The sequence below is a fragment of the Amphritea sp. HPY genome, from assembly GCF_050870985.1.
Classification (GTDB): Bacteria; Pseudomonadota; Gammaproteobacteria; order Pseudomonadales; family Balneatricaceae; genus Amphritea.
Genome location: NZ_CP194015.1, coordinates 3484778 through 3504933, shown reverse-complemented (window position 1 = coordinate 3504933; position 20156 = coordinate 3484778). Strand labels below are relative to the sequence as shown.

18 protein-coding genes are annotated in these 20156 nt (G+C 50.8%); 16 read left to right on the top strand and 2 right to left on the bottom strand.

Annotation, left to right across the window (positions count from 1 at the left end; genetic code table 11):
- Positions 1-122: 122 nt before the first annotated feature.
- Positions 123-1958, top strand: coding sequence for an EAL domain-containing protein (locus ACQUQM_RS15645; protein WP_432470812.1), 1836 nt, complete (start codon positions 123-125; stop codon positions 1956-1958).
- Between the two features lie 43 nt (positions 1959-2001).
- Here the strand turns inward: ACQUQM_RS15645 and queG are convergent, their stop codons facing one another.
- Positions 2002-3126 (bottom strand): tRNA epoxyqueuosine(34) reductase QueG, encoded by a 1125-nt coding sequence (gene queG / locus ACQUQM_RS15640; RefSeq protein WP_432470811.1) that lies wholly within the window; start codon positions 3124-3126, stop codon positions 2002-2004.
- A gap of 57 nt (positions 3127-3183) precedes the next feature.
- On the opposite strand from queG, the gene ACQUQM_RS15635 reads away from it, so the two are divergent.
- The 12 genes from ACQUQM_RS15635 to ACQUQM_RS15580 all read left to right on the top strand — a co-directional run bounded on the left by ACQUQM_RS15635 (position 3184) and on the right by ACQUQM_RS15580 (position 16459).
- Positions 3184-4695, top strand: coding sequence for an NAD(P)H-hydrate dehydratase (locus tag ACQUQM_RS15635; RefSeq protein WP_432470810.1), 1512 nt, complete (start codon positions 3184-3186; stop codon positions 4693-4695).
- A gap of 223 nt (positions 4696-4918) precedes the next feature.
- Positions 4919-5368, top strand: coding sequence for a tRNA (adenosine(37)-N6)-threonylcarbamoyltransferase complex ATPase subunit type 1 TsaE (tsaE, locus tag ACQUQM_RS15630; RefSeq protein WP_432474839.1), 450 nt, complete (start codon positions 4919-4921; stop codon positions 5366-5368).
- A 24-nt stretch (positions 5369-5392) separates the two neighbouring features.
- Entirely contained in the window at positions 5393-6760 is a 1368-nt protein-coding gene (locus ACQUQM_RS15625; RefSeq protein WP_432470809.1) for an N-acetylmuramoyl-L-alanine amidase, read from the top strand.
- Between the two features lie 69 nt (positions 6761-6829).
- Positions 6830-8767: a DNA mismatch repair endonuclease MutL gene (gene mutL, locus ACQUQM_RS15620; protein WP_432470808.1), complete on the top strand. Its 1938-nt coding sequence runs from the start codon at positions 6830-6832 to the stop codon at positions 8765-8767.
- A gap of 70 nt (positions 8768-8837) precedes the next feature.
- Positions 8838-9743, top strand: a complete 906-nt coding sequence (miaA, locus tag ACQUQM_RS15615) for a tRNA (adenosine(37)-N6)-dimethylallyltransferase MiaA (RefSeq protein WP_432474838.1) — start codon at positions 8838-8840, stop codon at positions 9741-9743.
- A 119-nt stretch (positions 9744-9862) separates the two neighbouring features.
- Positions 9863-10099, top strand: a complete 237-nt coding sequence (gene hfq / locus ACQUQM_RS15610; protein ID WP_290701510.1) for an RNA chaperone Hfq — start codon at positions 9863-9865, stop codon at positions 10097-10099.
- Positions 10100-10107: 8 nt separating this feature from the next.
- Positions 10108-11427 carry a ribosome rescue GTPase HflX gene (gene hflX, locus ACQUQM_RS15605; protein WP_432470807.1) on the top strand — a complete coding sequence of 440 codons (1320 nt, stop codon included), beginning with the start codon at positions 10108-10110 and terminating at the stop codon, positions 11425-11427.
- A 53-nt stretch (positions 11428-11480) separates the two neighbouring features.
- Positions 11481-12665 (top strand): FtsH protease activity modulator HflK, encoded by a 1185-nt coding sequence (gene hflK / locus ACQUQM_RS15600; RefSeq protein ID WP_432470806.1) that lies wholly within the window; start codon positions 11481-11483, stop codon positions 12663-12665.
- Positions 12665-13543, top strand: a complete 879-nt coding sequence (gene hflC / locus ACQUQM_RS15595; protein ID WP_432470805.1) for a protease modulator HflC — start codon at positions 12665-12667, stop codon at positions 13541-13543. The genes hflK and hflC overlap by 1 nt, the downstream gene beginning before the upstream one ends.
- Positions 13544-13714: 171 nt before the next feature.
- Positions 13715-13912 carry a DUF2065 domain-containing protein gene (locus tag ACQUQM_RS15590; protein WP_432470804.1) on the top strand — a complete coding sequence of 66 codons (198 nt, stop codon included), beginning with the start codon at positions 13715-13717 and terminating at the stop codon, positions 13910-13912.
- Positions 13913-13936: 24 nt separating this feature from the next.
- The gene (locus ACQUQM_RS15585; protein ID WP_432470803.1) at positions 13937-15121 is read left to right on the top strand and encodes an ATP phosphoribosyltransferase regulatory subunit; all 1185 of its coding nucleotides are present in this window, start codon (positions 13937-13939) and stop codon (positions 15119-15121) included.
- A gap of 42 nt (positions 15122-15163) precedes the next feature.
- A complete protein-coding gene (locus tag ACQUQM_RS15580) occupies positions 15164-16459 on the top strand; it encodes an adenylosuccinate synthase (RefSeq protein ID WP_432470802.1) in 1296 nt (431 codons plus the stop codon).
- 90 nt (positions 16460-16549) lie between these two features.
- Here ACQUQM_RS15580 and ACQUQM_RS15575 read toward each other — a convergent pair whose 3' ends face one another.
- On the bottom strand, positions 16550-17362 hold the full coding sequence (locus ACQUQM_RS15575; RefSeq protein WP_432470801.1) for an inositol monophosphatase family protein: 813 nt from the start codon (positions 17360-17362) through the stop codon (positions 16550-16552).
- Positions 17363-17493: 131 nt separating this feature from the next.
- On the opposite strand from ACQUQM_RS15575, the gene trmJ reads away from it, so the two are divergent.
- From trmJ to ACQUQM_RS15560, 3 genes are all read left to right on the top strand, one after another.
- A complete protein-coding gene (trmJ, locus tag ACQUQM_RS15570) occupies positions 17494-18237 on the top strand; it encodes a tRNA (cytosine(32)/uridine(32)-2'-O)-methyltransferase TrmJ (protein ID WP_432470800.1) in 744 nt (247 codons plus the stop codon).
- Between the two features lie 182 nt (positions 18238-18419).
- Positions 18420-18905 carry a Fe-S cluster assembly transcriptional regulator IscR gene (gene iscR, locus ACQUQM_RS15565; protein WP_432470799.1) on the top strand — a complete coding sequence of 162 codons (486 nt, stop codon included), beginning with the start codon at positions 18420-18422 and terminating at the stop codon, positions 18903-18905.
- A 35-nt stretch (positions 18906-18940) separates the two neighbouring features.
- The gene (locus ACQUQM_RS15560; protein WP_432470798.1) at positions 18941-20155 is read left to right on the top strand and encodes an IscS subfamily cysteine desulfurase; all 1215 of its coding nucleotides are present in this window, start codon (positions 18941-18943) and stop codon (positions 20153-20155) included.
- Position 20156 lies beyond the last annotated feature (1 nt).

The window sequence follows — 20156 nt, the reverse complement described above, 5'->3', positions numbered from 1 at the left end:
AGTTTTTATTGCTGCTGCCGATACCCATGCTGAGTGGCATGGTACAACTAGGGTATTGTTTTTACAGGGAATGCCCGATATACCTGTAACTCGTGTTGTCTTATTTATCAGACGGTATTTTTATGACAGATTTATCGGGAACGACGATGGAATCAGATGTTGATGCCGTTGTTGTAGCTGGTCAGGGTACGGTTGAATTATCGGTCGCTGAACTGGACCGGGTATTACAGCTACAGCAGTCCATATTTACCCAGGTGGCAACAAATATTGACCATCTGGTTGTGCTTAACAGCTTATGTAAGATGGCAGAAGGACTTTTGCCCAACTCTGTCGCGTCGATCATGTTGCAGGATCAATCGACCGGATTGCTGAGCGTATTATGTGCTCCGAGTGTGCCGCAGCAAGGGATCGATGCCCTGAAAAATTTGCAGCCAGGTGCCGAAGGAGGTTCTTGCGGAAATGCGGTGTTTCACAATGAGCCAATTTATGTCACTGATACCTTTACTGATTCCCGCTGGAATGATCTGCGCCAGATAGCCTACGATTTTAATCTCTGTTCTTGTTGGTCGATGCCTATCAGGAATGAAGTAGGTAAGCCGATAGGGTCTTTCGCCCTGTCATCGTTTGAGCATCGCGCCCCCTCGACTTTTCATAAGCGTTTGCTGGATGTTGGCGCATCAATCGTCAATATAGTTCTGGCGAAATACACCCAGGAACAGCAGTTGGAACAGAATCGCCAGCGCCTGATTTATGCTCTGGAGCATGATCAGCTGACGGGGCTGCCCAATAAATCTAAGCTGCTTATAAGCTTGCGGGCTTCAATTACACATCAGTCACTGCTGCTGTTGAATTTAGATAATTTCAGTTTTATTAATACTGCCTACGGTCCGGAATTCGGTGATCAATTCCTGTGCCGGGTGGCGCAAGTGCTTGAGCAGATCTCTCCCGATGCTGAGCTGTTCAGAATTAATGCCGATGAGTTTGCCCTGTATTTTGATAAAGGGGTGGCGGATCTGGCGGCAGAGATTGAACGTATCAGGCGTTACTTCTTCAGTCATCCGCTGGTTATCAATGGGCAGGGCTTTAGCCTTACGGTGACAATCGGCGGTGCCAGTGAGCGTAAGGGCGTTTTAGAACTGGCGACTCAGGCGCTTAGCCAGGCCCGGGCAAAAGGTAAAAATCGCTTTCACATCTATGATGCCGGTCAGGATGAGCCGGATCAGACCCTGCGGATGGAGTATCTTCACTGGAATGGTTTGCTGCACCAGACGTTTAACGAAGGCCGGATCCGGCCTTTTTTTCAGGGTATCAGAGATAACCGTAGTGGCGAACTGGTCTCCTATGAGGCTCTGGTACGACTGGAGCATGAAGGGCAGATCTATAGTCCTTATCGTTTTCTTGAGGTGGCGCGGTTATCCGGTTTGCTACCAACAATTACCCGACTGATGATCGATCAGGGGCTGGCACATATTCAGGATAAGCGGTGTCTGTTGTCGTTGAATATCACCGAGGAAGACCTGACCCAGGAGTACCTGCAGGATTATCTTGAACAGAAAACGTCACAGTATAGTGTAGCGCCGGAGCGGGTCGTGCTGGAAATTCTTGAGGGTGTCAGTGCCAGCGGTAAGAAAAACCATATAGCACAGCTTAATCGTCTGAAGCAGGCCGGGTTCCGGCTGGCGATTGATGATTTTGGAACAGAATACTCGAATTTTGAACGGATTCTTGAGTTGCAGGTTGATTACGTCAAAGTCGATGCGAAGTATATTAAGAATATTGCTGAAGATAATAAGAGCTACGAGATCACCCGGGCCATCGTGTTTTTTGCCAAAAATGCCGGTATTGCTACGGTAGCCGAATTTGTTCACAGTCAGGCGGTTCAGGATGTGGTGGATGAGCTGGGTATCGAATACTCGCAGGGTTACCTGTTCTCAGAACCGGAAGAGAGTATTCCGTAATCGCTTCCTGTTGCCATACTTGCCGTCGTTATGCCTGTAGCTATTAAGGTTCCAGCTTGGCAGCGCGTGGGTGGATGAGAATTGGCGCGCTTGTGACTTTATCTCTGGACTGAAGGTGCTCCAGTGCCCAGTGAGCATGTTCTTGTACCAGCTCAGACGGGTTTTGCGTGAGTTTGGTCAGGGCCTGTACCACCTTGTCCCCGCCATTACTATTACCCAGAGCAACCGCAATGTTACGTAACCAGCCCTGATAGCCAGTACGGCGAATGGCCGATCCTTCAGTGCGTTTCAGGAAAGTAGCTTCATCCCATTCCAGTAACTCAAGCAGAGTCATTTCATCGAGTCGGTGGCGGGGAGTGAAGTCGTCTTCATCTGAGTGCTGAGCAAAGCGGTTCCAGGGGCAGATCAGCTGGCAGTCGTCGCAGCCGAATATTCGATTACCGATCAGTGGTCGTAAAGGCTCAGGGATTGAACCTTTCAGTTCAATAGTCAGATATGAGATGCAGCGTCGGGCATCCAGCTGATAAGGGGCGACAATTGCCTGGGTCGGACAGATATCGATACAGGCCTGACACTTACCACAATGCTCTTCGTTGTAGGGTTGGTCAATCGGGAGTGGCAGGTCTACGAACAGCTCCCCAAGCAAAAACCAGGAGCCGGCCTGCCGGTTAAGGATCAGGGTGTGTTTACCCTGCCAGCCGATACCGCTTTTTTGGGCCAGGGGGCGCTCCAGTACCGGCGCACTATCAACAAAAGCACGGTACCCGAATTCGCCAATCAACTTTTCGATCTCTTTGCCCAGCTGAGTCAGTCGTTTGCGCATGACTTTGTGATAGTCACGCCCCATAGTATATCGGGAAATATAGGCCCGATCCGGCTGTTGCAGTACTTTCATCGTACTGACCTTTGGCGGCAGGCAGTTCATTCTGACGCAGATAATCCGCTGCGTGCCTTCAACCAGCAGAGCAGGATTGATACGCTTTTCAATGTTGTTATTGAGATAGCCCATTTCGCCCTGATAGCCGCGATCAAGCCAGTCCTGAAACGGCTTTGCTTCAGCTGAAAGATCGGTGTCGGTGATACCGCATTGTTGAAAACCCAGTTGCGCGGCGATTTCTTTTATCTGCTCAGCCAGGGCCTGCATCTGATCGGGGTCGTATTGAGTCATCGGCTATATATAATGGAATGAATGAGTAGTAATACCGAACTGAGATGAGAGTTGACTATGTCCCTCTACCGAACTGAGTTACCGGCAACATTATACACAGCTGAACAGACCCGTGCCCTGGATCGTACCGCAATAAATGGCGGTATAAGCGGGTTTAAACTGATGCAGCGGGCCGGTCATGCCGCCTTTGACCGGATCCTTCAGCATTGGCCCGGTACAAAAAGCCTGACCATTCTCTGTGGTGGCGGCAATAATGGTGGTGATGGTTTTGTTATAGCGGTACTGGCAAAGCGGCAGGGTATAGATGTGCAGCTGCTTGCTATCGGTTCAGAAGGTTTTGCTGATCGGCTGTCAGGGGAAGCCCTGCAAGCGTATCAGTGGTTGCTGGAGCAGGGGTTGGCTATTGAATTTTATCAGCCAGGCATGCGTTTTACCGGCGAACTGATTATTGATGCCATGCTGGGAACCGGTTTGACCGGTGAGGTGCGTGGTGATTTTTCTAAGGCGATCAAGCAGGTCAATCAAACTGCCAGACCGGTAATTGCTATCGATATACCCTCGGGATTGTGTAGCGATAGCGGCGGGATTCTGGGTTGTGCGGTGCAGGCTGATCTGACGGTGACTTTTATCGGGCTTAAACAGGGCCTGTTTACTCACCGTGGCGTGGATTGTTGCGGCGATATTATCTTTGATGGCTTGCGGGTGCCTGACGAGGTTTATGAGTCGGTGCCGGTCAGTGGTTTTCGTACCTGCCGTGATGACCTTAATGCGCTGCTGCCGGCCCGGACTCGATCCAGTCACAAAGGCAGCTTTGGTCACGTTCTGATTATTGGTGGTGATCGGGGGATGGGCGGTGCTGCGATCATGGCTGCGCAGGCTGCTGGCCGCTGTGGTGCCGGGTTGGTTACAGTTGCGACCCGGCCTGAGCATATTCAGGCTTTGCTTACCCGTTATCCTGAGGCGATGGCTGTTGGTATAACTTCCGCCCAGGATCTGCTCCCCCTGCTGGAGCGTGCGGATGTGCTGGTTGTAGGCCCTGGGCTTGGACAGAAAGCCTGGGGTGAACAGTTGCTGCAACTGGCTCTTAGCTCGGGTAAACCTGCCGTTATTGATGCTGATGCGCTGAATTTGTTACAGCTTAAAGAACAGTTTGGTGTACTGAATGGCAATAACTGGGTTATTACACCGCATCCGGGCGAAGCTGCGCGTTTATTGCAAACGGATGTTGCGACGGTGCAAGGTAATCGCTTTATGGCGGTGGAACAGCTACAGGCGAAATTTGGTGGCTCCGCTATTTTAAAAGGGCCGGGTAGCCTTACCTGTGACGGTGATGCCTTGCATCTGTGTTCAGCCGGTAATCCCGGCATGGCAAGTGGTGGTATGGGGGATGTACTCAGCGGTATTGTTGCCGCGTTGCTGGCGCAGGGGCTTGAACCAGTGGATGCTGCACGGCTTGGTGTCTATGTGCACGCCACTGCTGCTGACCGTTGCGCTACAGAGATGGGAACCCGAGGTATGCAAGCGACCGATCTGTTGGCACAATTACAACCTGTGGTAAACGGTCAGTGAAAAAGCAGTCCTGTAGGCCGTACAGATCAACAGATCTGTTGGCGCAGTTTCAGCAACTTGTGGTAAATGATATCTGAAGCAGCAGCGGTGCAAGTTTGAACAGATCGATCTGTTGGCACAGTTTCATCAGTTTGTGGTAAATAGTAAATAGTAAATAGTATTTGAAGGAGCGACCGTGCAGGTCAGTACAGATTACAGTTGGTTTATTGCCGATGAGGCAGAAATGGTTGCGTTTGGCAGTGCGCTGGCAAATGCCTCCAGCGGCGGAGAAGTTATCTTTATGATCGGCGATCTGGGGATGGGTAAAACAACTTTCTGTCGGGGGGTGCTACGGGGGATGGGCCATCAAGGTTCTGTTAAGAGTCCCACCTATACGCTGGTGGAACCTTACGATATCGATGGACGTCCGGTATTTCATTTTGATCTTTACCGGTTGGGTGATCCGGAAGAGTTGGAGTACCTTGGCATCCGTGATTACTTTACCGATGATGCGTTGTGTCTGATTGAATGGCCTGATAAAGGTGCAGGGGTACTGCCGCAGGCTGATATTGAGCTTTTTCTGCAGGTTGAGCAGAGCGGACGCCGTTTAACATTGCAGATAGAAACTGAAAAAGGTCGCCAGCTGGCCGATAACCTGAGTAAGGTGTTGCATAGCAATACTGGAAAAAGCTGAACTGACTTGGAATGATGGAAGGCGATGATGGAGCAAAGGATTAAATCGTTATTACTGTTTTTGCTAATGCTGATGGCTCATTTTGGGTCGCCTGTTGTATATGCGGCTGAGATTAATAATGTCAGGCTCTGGATAGCCCCGGATAATGCGCGCCTGGTGTTTGACCTTAGTGCCGCGACTGAGCACAAGCTGTTCACTTTATCGAAACCTGATCGGATCGTTCTGGATATCACCGCAGCCAGTATAACCTCAGACTTTTCATCCCTGGATCTGGCAAAAAGCCCGCTTAGCCGACTGCGTTCCGGGTCCCGGAATAAAGGTAAAGATCTGCGCATCGTGCTGGATCTGAAGGAGTCGGTAAAAGCGAAGAGCTTTGCACTGAAACCGAATGATAAGTATGGCCACCGCCTGGTGGTTGATTTGCATCGTAAGATCAGCGCAACTGAAACGACTAAGTCAGCAGTCGCATCATTAGAAAAGCCGTCGACTTTACGTGACATCGTAATCGCTATCGATGCCGGCCATGGCGGTGAAGATCCGGGGGCAATAGGGCCAGGCCGGGTTAAAGAGAAGACCGTGGTGCTGGGTATAGCCCGGGAGCTGAAAACTCTGCTGCAACGAGAGAAAGGCTTTACCCCGCAGCTGACCCGTGATGGTGATTACTATATCAGCCTGCGTAATCGTACCAAGCGGGCGCGAAAGCATAACGCCGATATGTTTGTCTCGATTCATGCTGATGGTTTTAAAGATAAACGCGCTAAAGGTGCCTCGGTGTGGGTGTTGTCTCCGCGAGGGGCCAGTAGTGAGATGGGACGATGGCTTGCGAAAAAGGAAAATAGTGCCGACCTGATCGGTGGCGTGGGGAGTGTTAGCCTGGAAGATAAGGATGATGTACTGGCGAAAGTGCTGTTGGATATGTCGATGACCGCCAGCCGTAGTGATAGTCGGGAGATTGCCAGCAGTATTCATCGCAATCTGGGCCGTTTTGCCCGGATGCATAAAAAACAGGTGGAGCAGGCTGGTTTTGTGGTGCTTAAATCACCGGATATTCCATCAATTCTGGTCGAAACCGGGTTTATAACGAACCCTGGTGAGGCTGCAAAACTGAAATCCCGGGCTTATCAAAAGAAGATGGCGCAGGCGATCTTTACCGGCATTAAGGCGCATTTTACCAATAAACCACCGGCACTGACCTGGCTGGCCTGGCAGAAGAATGGTGGTAAGCAAACTGCTGGCCCAGCGACTGCCAGATATAAAGTTGTGCGTGGCGATACCCTGTCTGTTATTGCAAGTCGTAACGGTGTATCGTTGGTCGCACTGCGCAAGGCCAATGGCCTGAGAAATGCTGATCATATCCGGATCGGACAAACCCTCAAAATTCCGGCCAGTTAACCCATTTAGTTAGTCGCTAAATAGTCGCTAAGTAATTTATAGCCAATAACGAATAAATAGTCTCATAATATGTCCCGTATACACCTGTTAACGCCGCGTCTTGCGAACCAGATAGCGGCCGGCGAAGTTGTTGAGCGTCCCGCGTCTGTCGTTAAAGAAATTCTTGAAAATAGCCTGGATGCAGGTGCGACCCGTATCGAACTGGATATTGAACAGGGTGGCGTCAAGCTGATTCGGTTGCGCGACGACGGCCGCGGTATTGAAAAGGACGATCTGGCGCTGGCCCTGAGTCGTCATGCGACCAGTAAGATTCGCAACCTGGATGATCTTGAGGCGGTTGAGAGTCTCGGTTTCCGGGGCGAGGCTCTGGCCAGTATCAGCTCTGTTTCCCGTCTCACCCTGACCTCTCGTACAGAAGACCAGGATACTGCGTGGCAGGTACAGACAGAAGGCCGGGATATGCTTGCTGAAGTTGCTCCCGCGGCTCATCCGCAGGGCTCGACAGTTGAAGTGCGGGACCTGTTTTTTAATACCCCGGCGCGGCGCAAGTTTCTGAAAACAGAGAAAACTGAATTTAAACATCTTGAAGAGGTCGTTAAGCGGCTTGCGCTGAGCCGGTTTGATGTCGGTTTTACCTTGCGTCATAACCAGAAAGTGATCCATCAGTTAAGGCCGGCCACTACAGAGGCTGAGCAGGAGCGCCGAATTGCATCTCTGTTAGCGCCCGCATTTATTGAAAGCTCGATGAAAGTAGATGTCGCGGCCGAGGCCTCTGGTTTACGAATCTGGGGTTGGGTTGGCTTGCCGACTTTTTCTCGTAGTCAGGCGGATCTGCAATATTTTTTCGTTAATGGTCGGATTATCCGTGACAGAGTAGTTTCCCATGCGCTGCGGCAGGCGTATCAGGATGTACTGTATCACGGGCGACATCCCGCCTATGTACTGTATATGGAGCTGGATCCGAAGCTGGTGGATGTTAATGTGCACCCAACCAAGCATGAAGTGAGGTTCCGTGAAAGTCGGTTGGTGCATGACTTTATTTTCCGGACTACCCATCGGGTAATTGCCGATATTCGCCCTGAAGCGGGTGCTGAGCCGGCATCAGAGCCTGCTGTAAACCCATTTTTACAGCTAGGCCAGGCGCCGGGTGCTGTCGTCAGTCAGCAGGATTTTCAACAGAGTCGGATGGCATTAAGTCAAAGTGAAAGGCCGCAAGGTGGCGGTTTTCAGGGAGGCGGGTATCAGGGCTATCAGGGTGAGCGACCTTCAGGTAACGAGGTCAGGGATCAGGTAGCGCAATATGCGCAACTTCACCCCCAGGCTGGAAGTACAGTGGCTGCGCCGGTAACTTCAATGCCGGTGGGCGGCGCGGGGTATGCAGCCCAGGCTGCAGCGTCACTGGCGGTGGCCGATGATACCCGCTGTCCACCGCTTGGTTATGCGCTTGCACAGTTGCACGGGGTGTTTATTTTGGCGCAGAACGATAGCGGGCTTATTGTCGTTGATATGCATGCCGCCCATGAACGGGTGGTTTATGAGCGAATGAAAGCCGCCTATGACGCCGAAGGTGTCAGGAGTCAGCCGCTATTGGTACCTGTGAGTATGGCGGTAAGCTCCGGTGAAGCCGATTGTGCTGAAGAGCAGAGTGATGTGTTCGGCCAGCTGGGCTTTGAAATAGCCCGGATGGGCGAAGAAACACTGGTTATCCGGCAAGTGCCGGTCTCCTTAGCGGCTGGTGATGTCAGTAATCTGTTGCAGGATGTGTTGGGTGAAATGGTGCAGTATGGTAGCAGTCAGAAAATACAACAGCACACGAACGAACTGCTTGCCACTATGGCCTGTCATGGCTCTGTCCGTGCCAACCGTCAGCTGACAATTACAGAGATGAACGCGCTGCTGCGGGATATGGAGCAAACTGAGCGTAGCGGTCAGTGCAACCATGGCCGTCCAACCTGGACACAGATGTCGATGACCGACCTTGATGGTCTGTTTATGCGGGGGCAGTGAGGTGACGCAGAACGCACAATTACAGGGCTCTCAACTACATAGCACCCAACTGCCGCCAGCTATTTTTCTGATGGGACCAACTGCCTCAGGTAAGACCGATCTGGCAATGGCGCTATATGACAAGCTTCCCTGTGACATTATTAGTGTCGATTCGGCGATGATCTACCGTGACATGAATATCGGTACGGCGACGCCGGATGCAGAGTTTCTGTCACGTTATCCGCACCGGCTGGTGGATATTCTTGACCCGGCTGAAAGTTACTCAGCAGCGGATTTTCGGGCGGATGCTTTAGCTCAAATGGCTGAAATAACGGCCGCGGGCCGTATTCCGCTGTTAGTTGGCGGTACCATGCTTTACTATCAGGCGCTGGTGAAAGGCCTGGCGCAGCTGCCTCAGGCTGATCAGACGATTCGTGATCGTCTGGTGGCGGAAGCCGAACAGCATGGCTGGGCTTTTTTGCATCAGCGTTTGCAGCAGGTTGACCCGGTTGCGGCGAAAAGGATTCATCCAAATGATCCGCAGCGAATGCAGCGGGCACTTGAAGTTTATGAACTGACTGGCAGGTCTATGACAGAGCTGTGGCAAGAGCAAGAGCAGCAGAAGTTGCCATATAATCTGATGCAACTTTGTGTCATGCCGCCGGAACGTAAAACGATTCATGAACGGATCGAAAAACGATTTCATATTATGCTGGAACAAGGCTTCGAAGATGAGGTCAGAGCGTTGTGGAATCGGGGTGACCTGGATCTGCAGATGCCATCGGTTCGCTGCGTCGGATACCGTCAGATGTGGGAATATTTTTCCGGTGTCTGGGATTACGATACGATGGTCGAAAAGGGCATTATCGCAACCCGGCAACTGGCGAAAAGGCAGGTTACCTGGTTGCGTAGCTGGCCCGATCTGCATACTTTAGCCAGTGGTGATCCTAATTTAACCAATAATGCCTTGAAATTATTGGAAAGGATCATTATATAATGCACTATTGAAACACATTTTTTGCGCCGTCCGGCTTTTTTGAGGCGGCATTTTGCATCTGCGGTTTTATTAAACATGTTGTTCCGCGGTGCACCACAACTCTTAGGAAGGAGCTTCCAATGTCAAAAGGGCAATCTTTACAAGACCCTTATCTGAATGTACTGCGTAAAGAGCGCGTACCCGTTTCAATTTTTTTGGTTAACGGTATCAAGCTACAGGGCCAGATTGAGTCGTTCGACCAGTTTGTTATTCTGTTGAAAAATACTGTCAGCCAGATGGTATATAAGCACGCTATCTCAACTGTGGTACCGGCGCGTCCGGTTAAATTGCCACAGGCTGATGAATCTGCTGACTGAGGTCCTCATTGTTTTTTGAGCGTCCCGAGTCTGGCGAGTGCGCCATTCTAGTTCATCTCGATATGGCTGATGAAGCGGATCGTGAAAGCCCGAAAGAGTTGGAAGAACTCGCGCTTTCTGCAGGTGCCGACCCCGTTGATATGCTGACGGGGTCCCGTTTCCAGCCAAGTCCCAAAACATTTATCGGTTCCGGCAAAGTGGAAGAGCTTAAGGCTCTGGTGCGGATGCATGAAGCTGAGCTGGTGATTTTTAACCATGCACTGAGTCCCGGCCAGGAACGAAACCTGGAGCGGGAGATTCAGTGCCGGGTTCTTGATCGTACTGGTCTTATCCTGGATATCTTTGCCCAGCGTGCCCGTACTCATGAGGGTAAGTTGCAAGTTGAGCTCGCTCAGCTTGAGCATATGTCGACCCGTCTGGTTCGTGGCTGGACCCACCTGGAGCGGCAGAAGGGTGGTATCGGTCTGCGTGGTCCGGGTGAGACTCAGTTAGAAACCGACCGTCGCTTATTGCGTGCCCGGATAAAAAGTATACTCAAGCGGTTGGGTAAAGTGCGTAAGCAGCGGGATCAGGGGCGTCGCGCACGAAGTCGTGCCGAAGTACCGACGGTTTCGCTGGTGGGTTACACCAACGCCGGTAAGTCGACCTTATTTAATAATATTACCCAGTCTGAGGTGTATGCGGCGGATCAGCTGTTTGCAACACTGGATCCGACTTTGCGCAGGGTTGAACTGGACGATGTCGGTCCTGCTATTCTGGCGGATACGGTTGGTTTTATTCGTCATCTGCCACACAAATTGGTGGAGGCGTTTCGCGCCACCTTGCAGGAAACTACTGAAGCGACGTTGTTGCTCCATGTGATCGACGCTTTCGATGAAGACCGGCAATCACATATCGATGAAGTGCTTTCAGTATTAAGTGAGATTGGTGCTGAAGAGGTGCCGACTCTCGAGGTATACAACAAGATTGATCTGATGGATGGCGCTGAAGCGCGTATCGATAGAGATGATCTTGGTAAGCCTGTGCGAGTATGGTTGTCTGCAGTGACCGGTGCTGGAACAGATCTGCTGTTTCAGGCAGTTTCAGAGCTTCTTGCTGACGACATATTTCATCAGCAGCTATGCTTAAAGCCAAATGAGGGTAATCTACGTGCTCAATTTTACGCTCAGGGCGCAGTGGTTAATGAGATGGTTGATGAGCAGGGGCAGATGAATCTTGAAGTTCGCTTGCAGAGGAAAGATCTGCTGCAGATTCTAAGTCGAATGAATATTGCGCCGGAACGATACCTCGGTCCGGATGTCAACAGGCCTGAGTGGTTGCATACTTAAGGCTGACTACTTATTTTTTTAGTACGTTAAACAGTTCTATAACGGAGAACAGTATGGCTTGGAATGAGCCTGGTGGTAACGGGAAAGATCAGGATCCCTGGAATAGTGGCGGTCGCCGTGGTGGCGGTGGCGGTAATGATCAGGGGCCTCCTGATCTTGATGAGGCGCTGCAGAAATTGCAGGAAAAGTTAAACGGTATCTTCGGTAAGTCCGGCGGTAAAGGGAGTGGTGGTTCCGGTTCCGGGCCTGCTTCCAGTGGCGGTTTTCTGGGTGTGATTGCGCTGGTTCTGCTTATCGGCTGGGGTGTGATGGGTGTTTATACCGTCGACCAGCAGGAGCGGGGCGTAGTGCTGCGTCTGGGGAAATACTATGAAACAGTGATGCCTGGTCTGCAGTGGAATCCGCCGTTGATCGACGATGTGATGACAGTCAATGTGACCCGGGTTAATGCCTATGATCATCGCTCGCTGATGCTGACTGAAGATGAGAATATCGTTGATGTGTCTCTTACAGTACAGTACGTCATCGCCGATCCTAAAGCGTATAAGCTGAAGGTGCGTGATCCTGAAGTCAGTCTGGCGCATGCCTCTGAATCTGCTCTGCGGCATACGGTGGGTGGTTCTGAAATGAACTCCATCCTGACTGAGGGGCGTGAGATTCTGGGTACCGATGTTAAGACTCGGTTGCAGAGTTATATGGATGCTTATCAGACCGGTCTGCGGATAACTCAGGTCAACGTTAAGGAAGCGAAAGCGCCTTCCCAGGTGCAGGATGCTTTCGATGACGTGATCAAGGCCCGTGAGGATGAGCAACGTTCGATTAACGAATCTGAATCTTATCGTAACGGTATCGTTCCTGAGGCGCGTGGTATTGCACAGCGGATGAAGGAAGAAGCGAACGGTTACCGTGAGCGTGTTGTGGCTCAGTCAGAAGGTGATGCAAATCGTTTTGTGGCATTGCTATCTGAGTATAAGAAGGCTCCTGAAGTAACTCGTGAGCGTCTCTATCTGGATGCGATGGAAGCAGTTTATTCGAATAATTCGAAAGTACTGGTTGATGTCGAAGGCGGTAATAATATGATGTACCTGCCGTTGGATAAATTAACCGAAGGACGTCAGCGCTCCGATATAACAGGTGGCTCGTCTCGCCTGAGTGGCAATGATTTGCGGGAGATCACCAATCAGGTGGTCGATCAGATCCGTCAACGTCAGCAAACTAATCGTCGGGAGGCTCGCTAATGTCTGGTAAATCTATGGCAGGGCTGATAATCGCGGTGCTTTTGCTGGTTGTCGGGACTAACTCCCTGTATATCATTAAAGAGACTGATCGTGCGGTATTGCTGAAATTCGGTGAGATCGTAAACTCGGATATTGAGCCGGGTCTGCACGTGATGTTCCCGCTGATCAATAAAGTGCGCAAGTTTGATGGTCGGGTTATTACCCTTGATGCGCAGCCGCAGGCGTATCTGACGATTGAGAAAAAGCGTCTGATCGTTGATTCGTTTATTAAGTGGCGCATCGTTGATCCGCAAACATACTATACGGCGACGTCTGGTGATCAGTATCGTGCCGCGGAGCGTTTGTTCCCGAGTGTGGATGCTGGTCTGCGTAACCAGTTTGGTGAGCGGACTCTGACCGAAGTGGTGTCTGGCGAACGAGATCAGCTGATGGTCGAGCTGACCGAATCTCTGAGTGAAATTACCAAGCGGGAGCTGGGTATTGAACTGGTTGATATCCGGGTTAAAAAGATCGATCTGCCGCAGGAAGTATCTAACTCTGTATATGAGCGGATGCGGACCGAGCGTGAGCGTGAGGCCCGTGAATTACGTTCCCGTGGTCAGGAGTTAGCGGAAGGTATTCGTGCCGACGCAGACCGTCAGAAAGCGGTTATCGAGGCGAATGCTTATCGTGAAGCGCAGGAGCTTCGTGGTGAGGGCGATGCTCTGGCTGCCAAGATCTACGCCGATGCCTATAATCAGGATTCAGAGTTCTACTCATTTTATCGTAGTCTGAATGCCTATAAAGAGGCGTTTAATCAGCAAGGCGACATTATGGTGTTGAAGCCAGATAGTCAGTTCTTCCGCTATCTGGGTCGGCCGGACGGTCAGCCAGAGTAATAATTCTGAAAATTGCAGCTGATTAGGGTGCTGAAAGGCACTATCTGAAAGTTGTATAAAATTCACGCGGAATGGGCTGCACTCTTGTACCCATTCCGTGATAGAATTCCGAACCGGGTTTTGACCCGGTTTTTTTGTGTGTGGCGTAGGCGTAAGTGAAGGTGTGAGAGCATGGGTTCAGAGTTCTGGCATCAGTTATTGATCGGTTTTTGTCTGATGTTGGTGCTGGAAGGGATTATTCCTTTTCTTTATCCGCAACGGTGGCGAAATCTGGTTCAGCAGCTCGCTCTGGTTAGCAATCCGACGCTACGCATTACAGGTTTTGTCAGTATGATGGCCGGGGTCATCATGTTGTATATATTTAACTGATCCATCGGTTTATTGGAGAGTTGCATGGCGTTGGCAGATCGCTGGTTACTACCGGACGGCGTCAAAGAGGTGTTACCACCGCAGGCACGGCAGGTTGAGGCGGCGCGTCGCCGTCTGATTGATCTATATGATAGCTGGGGCTACGAGTTGGTTATGACCCCGCTGATCGAGCATCTGGATTCGATGTTAGTGGGTGTTGGTCGGGACCTTGAACTGAATACTTTTAAAGTGACTGACCAGTTGACCGGTCGGATGCTGGGTATTCGTTCTGATATTACACAGCAGGTGGCGCGTATCGATGCCCATCGTCTGAGCATCGAAGGGCCGGTACGGTTATGTTACTGCAGTACGGTGTTGCACACTTTGCCAGCTAATCCGCTGGCTTCACGCAATCCGCTACAAGTCGGAGCTGAGCTGTTTGGCCATTCAGGTGTCGCCAGTGATGTCGAGATTATCTCGCTGATGGTCGAGACTCTGACGGCATTGCAAGTTGAACATGAGCTGAGTCTGGATCTGGGTCACGTGGGTATCTACCGTGGCCTGATGCAGGAGGCTGGTCTGACTGAGTCTCAGGAAGCTGAATACTTTGAATTGCTGCAGCGAAAGGATCGGCCAGAGATTGGACGTTTTCTGAGTGAGGCTGATCTCAGTGCAGATGTTATCGAGCACCTGACAGTGCTGCCGACGCTGCATGGTGGTCGTGAAGTGCTGGAGACTGCGCGCTTGCGGTTTGCCAGCGTTGATGCGGGTATTCTTGATGCGTTGAATGAGTTGGATGCAATCGCTGAGCGGATTGCACTGCGATATCCGCGGCTGGATCTGTACTTCGATCTAAGTGAGCTACGTGGCTATAACTACCATACCGGTGTTGTGTTTGCAGCATATACGCCGGCGTTTGGACAGGCGGTCGCCAAGGGCGGACGCTATGATGAGGTTGGTCGGGATTTCGGGCGGGCTCGTCCTGCTACCGGATTCAGTGCTGATCTTAAGACTCTGGTTGAGCTTGCGCTTACTGAGTCTGAGCAGGCAAGCAGGGGGATTCTTGCCCCGGTTGGGGATGATCCTGAACTGCTTAAGGCTGTGACTGATTTGCGGGCTCAGGGTGAGCGCGTCGTACAACTGCTGGATGCTGATCTGGTTGAGGATGCTCAGGCATTTTCTCAGCGGTTGGTGCAGCAGGATGGGGTTTGGGTTCTCGAGAGCCTGTAACAGATTTTTTAAGATTGACTAAATAACCGTTAGAGACAACCAATGGGTAAAAATGTAGTTGTGTTAGGAACGCAGTGGGGCGACGAAGGTAAAGGTAAAATCGTCGACCTGTTAACCGACCAGGCATCTGCCGTTGCTCGCTTTCAGGGTGGGCATAACGCTGGTCATACGTTGGTCATCGATGGTGAGAAGACGGTTTTACACCTGATTCCGTCCGGTATTCTGCGTGAAAACGTACTCTGCATGATCGGTAACGGTGTTGTGCTGTCACCAGAGGCATTGCTGAAAGAGATTGCTGAGCTGGAGGGTCGTGGTGTGCCAGTGCGAGAGCGCTTGCGTCTGAGTCCTGCCTGTACGCTGATTCTGCCGTACCATATCGCTATGGATCAGGCACGTGAGCTTGCGCGTGGCAATGCTAAGATCGGTACCACTGGTCGTGGTATCGGGCCTGCGTACGAAGATAAGGTTGCGCGCCGCGGTCTGCGTCTGGAAGATCTGATGAATCCAGAACGTTTTGCCGAGAAGCTGAAAGGGGTGATGGAATATCATAACTTTATGCTGCAGAACTACTATAACGCTGAGCCGGTTAGCTATGATGCAGTGCTGGAAGAAGCGCTGGAAATGGCTGAGGTAATGCGTCCAATGGTTGCTGATGTAACTGCTCAGCTACATGAGTATCGTGAGCGTGGCGAGAACATCATGTTTGAAGGTGCGCAGGGTTCTCTGCTGGATATCGATCACGGTACCTATCCTTATGTGACTTCTTCAAATACGACTGCTGGCGGAGCCTCTACTGGTAGTGGTTTTGGTCCGCTGTACCTGGATTATGTTCTGGGTATTACCAAGGCGTACACTACTCGTGTTGGTTCTGGTCCGTTCCCTACTCAGCTGGATTGTGAGGTTGGTGAGCGTCTGGCTGAGCGTGGTCACGAGTTTGGTGCGACTACTGGTCGTGCCCGTCGTTGTGGTTGGTTTGATGCGGTTGCTCTGAAGCATGCGATTCAGGTTAACTCTGTTTCCGGTATCTGTCTGACTAAGCTGGATGTGCTGGATGGTCTGGAAAGTATCAGTATCTGTGTGGGCTATAAAGATGCGGCTGGCAACGTTGTTACTTCTCTGAGCGGTAGCGAAGATTATGAAGCCGTAGAGCCGGTATACGAGCAGATGCCGGGCTGGACTGAAACAACGTTAGGTGTTCAGTCTCTGGATGTGTTGCCTGCTGCTGCCATCGCTTATATTAAGCGTTTGGAAGAGTTGGTTGGAGCGCCGATCGATATCGTATCAACTGGTCCTGATCGTGTTGAAACTATCGTTCTGCGGCATCCGTTTGATGCCTGATTGATCTGATTAGTGCAAAAAAAAACCCGGCCATGGCCGGGTTTTTTATTGTCTTTAACCGGCTTCAGTGGAGCCGGTTAAGTGCTTTGTTTATTTCAGTTCGTCGGTCAGTGTCGGGCGAATGATTTTTAGCAGCGCTTTGAGAATCTTGGCGTTACCGGTAACCAGATTGCCTGATTTCAGGTGGTTGTTGTTGCCGGTAAAGTCGCATAGCAGGCCGCCGGCTTCCTGGATCATCAGTGTGCCAGCTTCCATCTCCCATTGTTTCAGGCCGATCTGGAAGTATCCGTCAAGGCGACCTGCGGCAGTGTATGCCATATTCAGTGCGGGAGAGCCGGCACTATAGATGCGACAGTTTTCCATGGTGATGGTTTTGAAAATCTGCTGGAAAGCATCGAGGTGGTCTTTGTCGCTGCTGCGGCCAAAGAAGCCGCTGCCGATCAGGCAGTTTTCCAGAGTTTTGTTATTGCTGACGCGCAGGCGCTTGCCGTTCAGTTGGACGCCACGCCCGCGGCTGGCAGTAAACTCTTCGCCAGTGATCGGGTTGAGAATGATTGCGTGCTCAATTTTTCCGTTCTGATGGCAGGCGATGCTCAGTGCAAATACCGGCAGGGCATTAGAAAAGTTTGAGATACTGTCGATTGGATTAACTGTCCATACCGCTTCGGCTTTGTCGCCTACTGCCGGATGGGTGCCCGTATACTCGCCGTTGACGGTGTGGTCCGGGTATCCTTTCTGAATGGCCTGGGCAATCAGTCGCTCGGCGTGTTTGCAGGTGTCTTCGATGAACTCGTCTACACTTGCTTGCTCGGATTTGATCAGATCAAGGCGTTCTACTGAACGGGCGATCTGCTCACCTGCGGCGCGAGCTCCGCGCAGGGCGATATTAACCATCGGTTGCATCTATCTAACACCAGTAATTGGGGCAAAAGCGGTATTATACAAAACAGTTGCTCAGGAAAGAACAACCTAGCATCAATAGTTGCACATGATCTGCTAAAATAGTTGGTTTTTAATGATAAATAAGATGACTGATGCTGAATAATGTTCGGATTGTACTGGTAAATACAACTCATCCGGGAAATATCGGTGGTGTGGCCCGGGCGATGAAAAATATGGGGCTGAGCGAGCTCTGTCTTGTAGCACCGAAAAAATTCCCTCATGAGGATGCGTTAGCACGAGCGGCTGGTGCCGGTGATCTATTAGATGGAGCGCTGGTTGTTGACTCTCTGGATGACGCACTGGCGGATTGTCATCTGGTGGTCGGTACCAGTGCGCGGAGTCGATCGATACCCTGGCCGCTGGTGAATCCACGAGAGTTGGCTGCCATAGTAGCGCCGCTTCCTGTGGAAACTAAAGTGGCAATTTTGTTTGGTCGGGAGGATCGCGGCTTAACAAATGATGAGTTACAGCGTTGTCATCACCATGTTCATATTCCTGTTAATGAAGAGTTTAGCTCGCTGAACCTCGCTGCTGCTGTGCAGGTTATTACCTATGAGTTGCGAATGGCTGAGTTGTTGCAAGCTGAACCTGGAGCTAAACCGCAATGGGGTACTGAATGGGATGTTGAGCTGGCTGATGGTCGTGAACTGGAATTAATGTTTGATCATCTGGAGCAGGTGCTGACTGAAGTTGAATTTCTTGATCCGCAGAAGCCGAGAAATCTGATGCCGCGACTACGGCGGTTATTGCTCAGGGCGGTGCCGGATAAAATTGAGGTGAATGTGCTCAGGGGTATGTTAAGTGCGATGAGCAAGTCTGCGAAAAAAGACTCATAGTCTGTTTTTTGAGAATTCTTCTGGCGTCGTTTACGGTGCAGTCATTGTCCTTAAAAGGTGTTAGAATGCGCCCTTACTGAGCTGCTGTAAAGTTGACTTTATTGCTGGGTTAAATAGTTGACTGAAATGGTTGGTTATCGCATAATGCCTGCAGTCTCGCAAACGGACGAGGAAAGGAGTTTATGCGATTAACGACAAAAGGCCGCTATGCGGTGACTGCGATGCTGGATTTAGCTATTCATGCTGGCGAAGGCCCGGTTAGTCTGGCGGATATTTCTGAGCGCCAGGGGATATCGCTATCCTATCTTGAACAGCTGTTTGCCAAACTGCGCAGGAATGAATTAGTACGTAGTGTGCGTGGTCCTGGTGGTGGTTACCAATTGAACAGGGATCAGCAGGATATTGATGTGGCGCAAGTGATTGATGCCGTCAATGAATCTGTTGATGCTACCGGTTGCGGTCACAGCGGTGGTTGTCAGGATGGCAATACCTGCCTGACACATCACTTATGGTGTGACCTGAGCAGCCAGATACATAGTTTTTTAAGTCAGATAAGTCTGGCGGACCTGATGGCGCGAAAAGATGTCCAATCTGTTGTCGAACGACAAGATAAACAGCATCTGGCGATGTCGGTTGATTCACTAATTTCAGCTAAAGTAAGTGCCTGATCTATATTGATCAGGAATCTGGAGAAGTAATAAGAATGAAGCTGCCAATCTACTTTGACTACTCGGCGACTACTCCGGTAGATCCCCGCGTAGCGGAAAAGATGATCGAATGCCTGACTATTGAGGGCAATTTCGGTAACCCTGCCTCGCGTTCCCATATGTATGGCTGGAAGGCTGAGGAAGCGGTTGAGACTGCGCGCCGACAGGTTGCTGATCTGCTAGGCGCAGATCCCCGGGAGATTGTCTGGACCTCGGGCGCTACAGAGTCCGATAATCTGGCGATTAAGGGTGTGGCTCACTTCTATCAGAAGAAGGGCAAGCATATTATCACTTCCAAAATTGAGCATAAGGCGGTACTTGATACTTGCCGTCAATTGGAACGTGAAGGTTTTGAGGTTACTTACCTTGAACCGGGTAGTGATGGCATTATTCAGCCGCAGGCGGTTGCTGATGCATTGCGTGAAGATACAATTCTTGTATCTATTATGCATGTTAATAACGAGATCGGTGTGATTAATGATATCGCTGCTATCGGTGAGATTACCCGAAGCAACGGTGTTCTGTTTCACGTTGATGCGGCGCAGAGTGCCGGTAAAATCGATATCGATGTAGCGGCAATGAAAGTCGATCTTATCTCTGTGTCTGCGCATAAAATGTATGGCCCTAAAGGAATCGGTGTGTTGTATGTCCGCCGTAAGCCACGGGTTCGTCTTGAAGCGCAGATGCACGGTGGCGGCCATGAGCGTGGTATGCGTTCCGGAACCCTGGCAACACATCAGATCGTTGGTATGGGTGAGGCGGCCAGAATTGCAAAAGCTGAAATGCACCAGGAAGAACTAAAAATTGCTAAGCTGCGGGCGCGTTTCTGGGATGGCCTCGCCGATATGGAAGAGATCTACCTGAACGGTTCTGCTGATCAGCGTTACATTGGTAATATGAACGTCAGCTTTAACTTTGTTGAGGGTGAATCTTTGCTGATGTCGCTGAAGGATCTCGCGGTTTCTTCCGGTTCGGCATGTACGTCTGCCAGTCTGGAACCTTCTTATGTGTTGCGGGCGTTGGGGCTGAATGATGAGATGGCGCATAGCTCTATTCGTTTCTCAATCGGTCGTTTTACAACTGAGCAGGATATTGATGAGGCTGTCGCTGAGATCAGAACTGCGGTGACTAAGTTGCGTGAACTGTCTCCGCTGTGGGATATGTACAAAGACGGCGTAGATTTAAGTAAGGTTGAATGGGTTCACCACTAAG